8 protein-coding genes are annotated in these 8,077 nt (G+C 73.8%); 4 read left to right on the top strand and 4 right to left on the bottom strand.

The genetic code is table 11. From position 1 onward, the window contains the following. Positions 1-107 precede the first annotated feature (107 nt). On the bottom strand, positions 108-956 hold the full coding sequence (locus ACFXA3_RS27380; RefSeq protein WP_385191041.1) for an MIP/aquaporin family protein: 849 nt from the start codon (positions 954-956) through the stop codon (positions 108-110). Between the two features lie 311 nt (positions 957-1,267). On the opposite strand from ACFXA3_RS27380, the gene dhaK reads away from it, so the two are divergent. Then, the gene (gene dhaK / locus ACFXA3_RS27375; RefSeq protein ID WP_385191040.1) at positions 1,268-2,272 is read left to right on the top strand and encodes a dihydroxyacetone kinase subunit DhaK; all 1,005 of its coding nucleotides are present in this window, start codon (positions 1,268-1,270) and stop codon (positions 2,270-2,272) included. A 17-nt stretch (positions 2,273-2,289) separates the two neighbouring features. On the opposite strand, the gene ACFXA3_RS27370 is transcribed toward dhaK, so the two are convergent. Further along, positions 2,290-2,514 carry a hypothetical protein gene (locus ACFXA3_RS27370; RefSeq protein WP_385191039.1) on the bottom strand — a complete coding sequence of 75 codons (225 nt, stop codon included), beginning with the start codon at positions 2,512-2,514 and terminating at the stop codon, positions 2,290-2,292. 92 nt (positions 2,515-2,606) lie between these two features. Beyond that, positions 2,607-3,794: an MFS transporter gene (locus ACFXA3_RS27365; protein ID WP_385191037.1), complete on the bottom strand. Its 1,188-nt coding sequence runs from the start codon at positions 3,792-3,794 to the stop codon at positions 2,607-2,609. 73 nt (positions 3,795-3,867) lie between these two features. Between ACFXA3_RS27365 and ACFXA3_RS27360 the strand changes: the two genes are divergently transcribed. Next, entirely contained in the window at positions 3,868-4,515 is a 648-nt protein-coding gene (locus ACFXA3_RS27360; RefSeq protein ID WP_385191035.1) for a GNAT family N-acetyltransferase, read from the top strand. Here ACFXA3_RS27360 and ACFXA3_RS27355 read toward each other — a convergent pair. Continuing rightward, positions 4,479-4,781, bottom strand: a complete 303-nt coding sequence (locus ACFXA3_RS27355; RefSeq protein ID WP_385191033.1) for a putative quinol monooxygenase — start codon at positions 4,779-4,781, stop codon at positions 4,479-4,481. The genes ACFXA3_RS27360 and ACFXA3_RS27355 overlap by 37 nt on opposite strands. A 123-nt stretch (positions 4,782-4,904) precedes the next feature. On the opposite strand from ACFXA3_RS27355, the gene ACFXA3_RS27350 reads away from it, so the two are divergent. Further along, positions 4,905-6,770, top strand: a complete 1,866-nt coding sequence (locus ACFXA3_RS27350) for a hypothetical protein (protein ID WP_385191032.1) — start codon at positions 4,905-4,907, stop codon at positions 6,768-6,770. A gap of 602 nt (positions 6,771-7,372) precedes the next feature. After that, positions 7,373-7,951 (top strand): hypothetical protein, encoded by a 579-nt coding sequence (locus ACFXA3_RS27345; RefSeq protein WP_385191030.1) that lies wholly within the window; start codon positions 7,373-7,375, stop codon positions 7,949-7,951. Positions 7,952-8,077: the final 126 nt, after the last annotated feature.

Below are 8,077 nucleotides of genomic sequence, written 5' to 3'. Positions count from 1 at the left end.
TGGCCCCGGGCCCCGCCTATTACGGCCTGGGGGGGCCCCATCCCTTGGGTCGGCGGTGGGGGGGGCTGCCGCCGGGCCGGGGGGGGGCCCCCCCCCCCCGGACCGGGTCAGCTCTCTTCCGGTGCCGGTACGCGTCCGGCAGGCTCCGGTTCGGCGGTCGGCAGGAACCTGCCGATGAGCAGCTTGTAGAGACCCGCTCCCAGCACACCGCCGATGAACGGTCCGATGATCGGCACCCAGAAGTAGAGGTTGCCGTACTGGTCTCTCCATGCCGTGCCGTACCCGGTCAGGAAGCTGGCCAGCCGGGGGCCGAGGTCACGGGCCGGGTTGATCGCGTACCCGGCGTTGGTGCCCCAGGCCATGCCGATCGCCACGACGATCAGGCCGACGATGAACGGGGCGAGGTTGGCGCCCGGAGGCGTGCCCAGCAGGTCGGTGACCGCAAAGATCAGCAGGAGCAGGATCGCGGTGCCGATGATCTGGTCGCGCAGCGCGCCCCACTCGTGCACCGGCAGGTTCGGGTTGCCGTTGGCGGGGAGCGTGGAGAAGACGCCCTGCGTCTTGATGGTGTGGCCGGGGTCGGCCTTGGCCAACGCCTCGGTGTAGTTCCAGCGGACGATCAGGGCCGCTACGAAGGCTCCGGCGACCTGGGCCAGCGCGTAGGGGGCCACCCTTTTCCACGGGAAGCCCTTGAAGGCGGCCAGGGCGACGGTCACCGCGGGATTGAGGTGGGCGCCGCTCAGCCTCGCCGCGACGTAGACGCCCAGGGTCACGCCGAGACCCCAGGCCCAGGCGATGCTGTCGTGGTTTCCGAGACCGCCCGCGGGGTCCGTCAGGGCTCCGCCGGCGACCACCTGGGCCACGACACCACAGCCGAAGAGTATGAGGATCATGGTGCCGGCGAATTCGGCCGAGAGTTCGCCGATCAGCCCTGATGCTTTGAGGCGCTCCTTCATGGGTGCCCGCTTCCCGCCGGTCCGGAGACCGGCATTCGACTGCCCCGAGCCCCCCGGGATCAGGGTAAGGCGGGTCGCCCGTCCCGGAAAGGCGGGCCGGGACCGTCCCCCGTTCGGAGCAGTGCCGCCGCCCCGGCATCCGGTTCCCCCACCGGGCTTCGCCCGAGCCCTCGCGGATCTCCGGGGCTCGGCAGCACACTGTTCTTAGGGCGTGCCCGCGCGGACGCGCCCGCCCGGCACGCGGCGTCCGGTGATCCGATCCGTGACGGCTCCCGGCCGCTCCCCCGCCGGCTCCGACCGGGAGGCACACGATGAAGATGCTGATCAACAGTCCGCAGACCGTGGTCGCGGACGCCCTGCGAGGGCTGGCCGCGGCACATCCGGAACTGGACGTGGACGCCGAAGCGCGGGTCGTCGTACGGCGGGACGCGCGGCAGGGCGGGCGGGTCGGTCTCGTCTCCGGTGGCGGCTCGGGACACGAGCCCCTGCACGCCGGCTTCGTCGGGCCCGGCATGCTGTCCGCCGCCTGTCCGGGCGAGGTGTTCACCTCCCCCGTGCCCGACCAGATGCTGCGGGCGGCGAAGGCAGTGGACTCCGGGCAGGGCGTGCTGTTCGTCGTCAAGAACTACACCGGGGACGTGCTGAACTTCGACATGGCCGCCGAGCTCGCCGAGGAGGACGGCATCCAGGTCGAACGGGTGCTGGTCAACGACGACGTCGCCGTCACCGACAGCCTTTACACCGCCGGGCGTCGCGGCACGGGAGCCACCCTGTTCGTCGAGAAGATCGCCGGTGCGGCGGCGGAGGAGGGCGCGTCGCTGGAGCAGGTCGCCGCGGTGGCCCGGCGGGTCAACGAGGCCTCGGGCAGCTTCGGCGTTGCGCTGAGCGCCTGCACCACCCCCGCGAAGGGCAGTCCCACCTTCGACCTGCCCGACGGCGAGCTGGAGCTGGGCATCGGGATCCACGGTGAGCCGGGGCGGGAGCGCCGTCCGATGATGCCGGCCGGCGAGATCGCGGAGGTCGCCGTCGGTGCCGTGCTGGACGACCTGGCGAGCGCCGCACCGGGTGACGGGCCCGTGCTGGCCCTGGTGAACGGGATGGGCGCGACGCCGCTGCTGGAGCTGTACGGCTTCCATGCGGAGGTGGCCCGGGTGCTGGCGGCGCGGGGCGTTGCGGTGGCCCGGGTCCTCGTGGGGAACTACGTCACCTCGCTGGACATGGCGGGGTGCTCCGTGACGCTGTGCCGGGCCGACGAGGAGATGCTGCGGCTGTGGGACGCGCCGGTGCAGACGGCGGCGCTGCGCTGGGGCCGCTGATCCCGTTCGATGCGCGCTCAGACGGGCTGTGTGGCGAAGAGTTCCAGGTGGCCGCAGTTCGGGCAGCGGTAGGCGTCGATCTGGCGGCGCGGCCGGCCCAGTCTTTTCGCGCCGCCCAGCAGACCCCGCTCCAGCGGCCCGGCTATCCAGCGCGCATAGCCGCGGGAGCCCTCGCCGCTGTCCTCGACGAAGCCCTGCTCGATGCCGGCGGTCCCGCAGTACGTGCATCTGACGTCGCTCACGGGCTGATTGTAGGGTCGTCGTCCCGGGTCGTGGGCCCGGTGCGCGAACCGGGCGTCCGCCTTCAGGGCCGCCCTCGCGGGGCGGCGGTCCGCTACCCCTGGCGCACCGGGTGGCGCAGCAGGTAGACGGCCGCGGCCGACACCAGGGCGGTCATACAGGCGAGGAACACCAGTCCGGCCCCCTCCAGGCCGAGCGGGTCCGTGAGTACGCCCACGCCGATGACCGGGAGCGAGATCCCCGCGTACGCGACGACGAACAGCGTCGAGATGACCGCCGCGCGCCGGTCGTCCGGAGACGCCCCGGCCACCGCGGAGAGCGCCCCGCGGAAGGCCAGGCCCTGCCCGCCGCCGCCGACGAGCGCGCTGAGCACCACCAGCGCCAGCAGGTCCCGGTACAGGGCGCCCGCGAGCAGCAGCAGACCGGCGAGGAGCGCCGCGCAGCCCAGGGGCAGGGACCTGCCGACCCCGATGCGGCCGACGGCCAGTTGTCCGGCGGTCGACGCGAAGAAGGCCAGCGCGACGACCAGCCCGCTCACGGCCCGGTTGTGAACGCCCAGAGACTCGACGAGGAAGGCCGGGCTGACGGACGTGAACACCCCGAACAGTGCGAAACCCACGAACGAGGCGGCCGCGGCGGGCAGGAACACCTGCCGCACGGATGCGGGCAGAGCGGGCCGCTGCGGCCGTACCGCCGCGAGCGGCTGCCGTTCCCGTACCGTCTCCGGGAGTCGCAGCAGGACGGCTGCCGAGCCGGCCACGAGGGCGAGGTGCACGAGGAACGGAAGGTACAGCGGCCAGGGGGCGTACTGGGCGAGCACGCCGGCGAGCAGGGGGCCGCAGCCCAGACCGCCCATGTTGGCGGCCGTCGCCACGAACGTGGCGCGTGAGGAGCGGCTCCGCGGCGCCAGTTCGATGACGTAGGCCGTGGCGGCCCCGGTGAACAGGCCCGCGGACAGACCCGACAGCAGCCGGCCGGCGTACAGCCAGCCCAGCCCACCGGCACACAGGAAGCAGCCGGCGCTGGCCGCCGCGAGTCCGAGGCCCATCATCAGCACGGGCCGCCTGCCCACGACGTCCGAGGCGTTGCCGGCCAGCAGCAGGACTCCCATGACGCCGAATGCGTACACGGCGTACACGACCGTCACCTGCAGCTCGGAGAATCCGAACTTCTCCTGGTAGAGGCCGTAGAGCGGGGTGGGCAAAGTGGTGCCGGCCATGCACACGGCGAACACCGCCCCGCCGAGCAGGCACTGGCGCCACCGTCTGCGATCAGCGTCCATGGCGCCGACGGTAATCGCGCCCGGCGTTCCGGGCGGCGCGGCATGCCGACGGGGTCCCGGGTACAGTCGCCCGATGCTGCCCATCGACTTCCCCCTCGCCACCGACCGGCTGACACTCCGTCCGTTCCGCCCCGAGGACGCCGCGGACGTCCACGACTACCAGCGCCGGCCCGACGTCGCCCGGTTCATGTCGTGGGAGCCGCGCGGACCGGAGGACGTCCGGGTGGCGGTGGAGCAGATGGCCCGGGAGACCGGACCGGCCGCGGACGGGGACTGCCTCAGCCTGGCGGTCGTCGAACCGGGAACGGGCGGGGTCATCGGGCAGGTGGAACTGGTCCTGCTCAGCGTGGAACACCGCCAGGGCGAGCTCGGCTACGTCTTCCACCCCGCCCACCAGGGCAGGGGATTCGCCACCGAGGCCGCGACGGCCGTTCTGGGCGTGGCGTTCGACGTACTGGGGCTGCACCGCGTGATCGGCCGCTGCCACGCGTCCAACACCGCCTCCGCCGGACTGCTCGCACGCCTCGGCATGCGCCAGGAGGCCCGCTTCATCGGAACGGAGCTCTTCAAGGGGGCATGGCGCGACGACCTGGTGTACGCCATGCTCCGGCGCGAGTGGCGGGCCCTGGACCGCCCCGCGCGTGCCGGTGACTCCTCGGCCGGTCCGTCCGACGCCCCGAGCCGTCAGGCCACCGGCGTACCGGACAGCTCGATCACCTGAACCGGACCCGCACGGAACGCCTTGTTGGCCGCGTCGGCCTCCCGCATGTGCGGGGCGACGTCGTGCGCGGCGAGAGCCGCCCTCGTCGCCCAGTGCTCGACGAGCACGAAGCGGTCGCGGTCACCGCTCACTTCGTGCAGGTCGTACTGCAGGCAACCGTCCTCGGCGCGCACGGCCGGCGCGAGGCGCGCGAACGCCTCGACCTGCTCACGGCCGCGGCCGGGAAGGGTTTCGATCAGGATGACGAGTCTCACGGAATCCGACATGCCCGCAGCCTAGGGGGGCGCCCGCTGCGCACGAAAAGGGATTTCCGCTGCGGGCCGTGCCGCCCGGCGGCCGCCGCGTTCCGCCGGATGTGACCATCCCATGATTCACTCGTTGTCCGCATCGTGGGACAACGTCAAGGATCCGCGAGCGGACTGCGCCAGGCCGAGGCGATCATCGTCGAGCGCTACCCCCAACTGCTGCGCCTGGCCTACCTGGTGCTGCCGCCCCGCCTCGACCGGCACACGCGGCTGCTGCGTGCCCACCGCGCCGTCCAGCATTCCCTGCGGGCCGCGGGGCGCCGGGCACGGCAGGGCGGGGATCCGCTGGCGGCCGTCCGGGCCGAGGTGGTGCGGCACGCGGCCGGGCGGCCGCGCGGGCCGTTGCCGCCGTGGGTGTGGGGGCTGCGGATGTGGCCCAGCGCCGAGGGGCTCGACGAGGCGGCCCGCGGGCTGGCGGGGCTGACCCCGTACGCCCGCGCCGCCTCCGTGCTGTGCCGGTTCGACGGGCTGGACGAGGACGCCGCGGCGGGGGTGCTGGAGCAGGCCGGAGCCGGTGACCCGGCGGCCGAGGTACGGGCGGCCCGCGCGGCCGGAGCCGGACCGGGAGCCGTGGGCCCGGCCGCGGACGTCCACACCCGTCCCACCGATCTGCTGCTGCGCCGCACCCGCGTCCGCACCGCCTGGGGCGTCGCGGCCGTCCTGCTGCTGGCCGCAGGGCTGACGCGGGCCACCGCCGCCGGGCCGGACCCCGGGCTCCGCGTCACGTACGCCGGGTCACCCTCCGCCCGCGCCGCCCTCGATCCCGCGCGCCTGGTACGGGTTCCCGCGCAGGCCTGGGCGGACACGGGCCGGGTGGACTTCACCGCCTGGCCGGCCCGCGGTCCGCGCACCGGGGACCGGGCCCTGCTCGCCCGGGCCCTCCGCGCCTGGGCCGCCCCGGCCTCCGGCGCGGCCGTCAGCGTCACCGTCGCGCCCTCGGCCTCGGCGGAGCCGCCGGAGCACGCGCCCCAACTGCTGTTCGCCGGAGACGCCGGGCCGGGGACCGCCGTCGTCGTGTACCACGACGCCGACCGGATCGTCCGCTACACCGAGCAGGGCGGCCGCCACAGCCTCGACATCGCCCGGACCGACGACGCCAACGTCACCACCGCGGCCTCCGTCACCCTGACCCGCGACGGAACCACGGCCCGCCGGCTCCTCGCCCCGTGGATCGCCACCGCGGGGGTCCGGGACCTCACCGCCCCCTCTGCCGCCGTCCGCCCCCTGCCGATCGGCCCCGACGGGACGGTCGCCACCGAACTCCCGCGCGAGACCCGGGGCGAGGGCTGCGGGCCGCGCCCGGTCCTGGAGCTCGCGTCCTCGCCACGGATCGTCGAGAAGCACGCCTTCCTCCTCGCCGACCTCGGCGGGCTGCTCCCCGTGCACCTCACCTACACCCCGCCCGTGGAGGGCGCCGACACGCCCCCGGCCCGCCAGCCCCGCGAGGCCACCGGTCCCGCCGCGCTGGCGCGCTGGGCCCAGGAGGCCTGCACGCTGGGCGAGGTGGACGGGCGGTCGGTCCGGGCGGTCAACCTGTGGGACTTCGCCGTCACGGACCTCCCGGAAACGCCCGGCCGGGCCGTCTGGTCCTGTACCCGCGCCACCCACTGGACCGGCCGGGGCGACGTCCGGATCCGGCTCCGGCCGCCCGCGGGGCCCTCCCTGACCGTGGCTCAGGCCCGGTCCACCGCCGCCTGCGGGCGGTTCGGGCAGCACATCCTGGCGGCGACGGTGTGGCGGGCCCCGTCCGGCCACGGCTACCAACTGGCCGCGGGCAGCAGGGAGGTCGCGGAGATCACCGCCACGGGATCGCTGAACTCCCGTACGCCCGGGCGCACCCTCACCGTCCCCGCACCCCCGGCCCCCGCTCCCCCGGCCACCCTGACGGCCACGCTGCACAGCGGTGCGGTGATCACCGCCCTGGACGCCCGGGGCGGCGGCCGGGACTGACGGTCGCACCGGGGCACCGGGATCGCCGAGGCCCCTGGTCACTGGTCACTGGTCACTGGTCACTGAGGAGCGGGCGTCCGGGTATGGCCGTATTCCTGCATGCAGGCGGCCGTCATTTTGTTCCGCGCCTCGGGAGCCGTCGTGTACGGAATCTTCGCCGCACGGTTCACCTCGCATTTGGGGCGTCGGCGTTCGTGCTCCGGGTCCACCCGCGGCTGCGACGGTGACGGCCGGGGACAGGCCCGGCGCCACGAGGAGAGGGCGGCAAATCAACGTCGGACGGGGATGGCGGTGACGCATGGCCGCGCCTTCCTGCCAGTTGCCTTCCCGTCGCTCGTTTCCACTCAACGACGGGCCCACGCGAATGTCAATCGAGTCCGTTCCGGTCCCCACCGGCCTCCCGTTCGACACGCACGGAAAGGCGGGGGACGATGGAGGGAACGGACTCCCTCTTGGGGTGGATCGGTTCGTACGCGGGGAGCACAGGCGTCCCTGCCACGCCGACTGCACGCAGTGGCCGACGTTCGTCCGCTGCCGCGGTGCGGCCTTGGTTCCCCTCGCGCCCCCTCCCTCACCCCACCACAGGTATGAGGACACCCAAGATGAACAAGCGCACACGTGTGACTCTGAGCGCCCCCCTCCTGGCCTGTTCGCTGGCCATCGGGCCGGCCGCAGCGGCCGTATGGGCGGCCACTCCTCAGGCACTGCCCACCGCCGCACAGTGCTTCGTCGAACCGAAGCCGGGCGATGCGACAAAGTCGATCATCACCGGTGAAGGGTTCACCAAGGCGACCAAGGTGACCGTCGACCAGACCGACGGCCCCGGAGGCGTACTCATCACCGTGGGTGAGGATGGAAAGTTCACCGTCCCCGACCAGCCGAACGGCAAGTACGCGGCCACGGCCGGCGGGACCACCGTGACCTGCCTGAGCGGCCAGGCGGCACAGGACACCGTCAACAAGAACGCGATCGACGCGGCGCGGAAGGCCGGCGCCACCGAGGGATTCACCACCGGCAAGGACCTCGCCCAGGCCGGCAACTGCGACGCGAAGCCGCAGCCGAAGCCCCTCGCCCAGGGCCTGGTGGCCGACACGGCGGCCATGAAGGCGGCGAAGGAAGCCCACGACCTGGCCTTCGACACCGCCTTCAACGCGGCCATCAAGCGGTACTGCACCGACTAGCGCCGACGCCCCACGCATGGGACGCGTTGACCACCCGTCCATTGCCGAACGTGGTCGTGGGGGGGGGGGGCGGGCGCGCGGGCGCGCAGCGCGGCCCGGGAGGGGAGAGAGTGATGGGTGGGGGGA

This window comes from Streptomyces sp. NPDC059456, from assembly GCF_042750055.1.
Taxonomy (GTDB): domain Bacteria; phylum Actinomycetota; class Actinomycetes; order Streptomycetales; family Streptomycetaceae; genus Streptomyces.
Note: the sequence above shows the minus strand (reverse complement) of the source record. Positions and strands in the feature narration are given on the sequence as shown.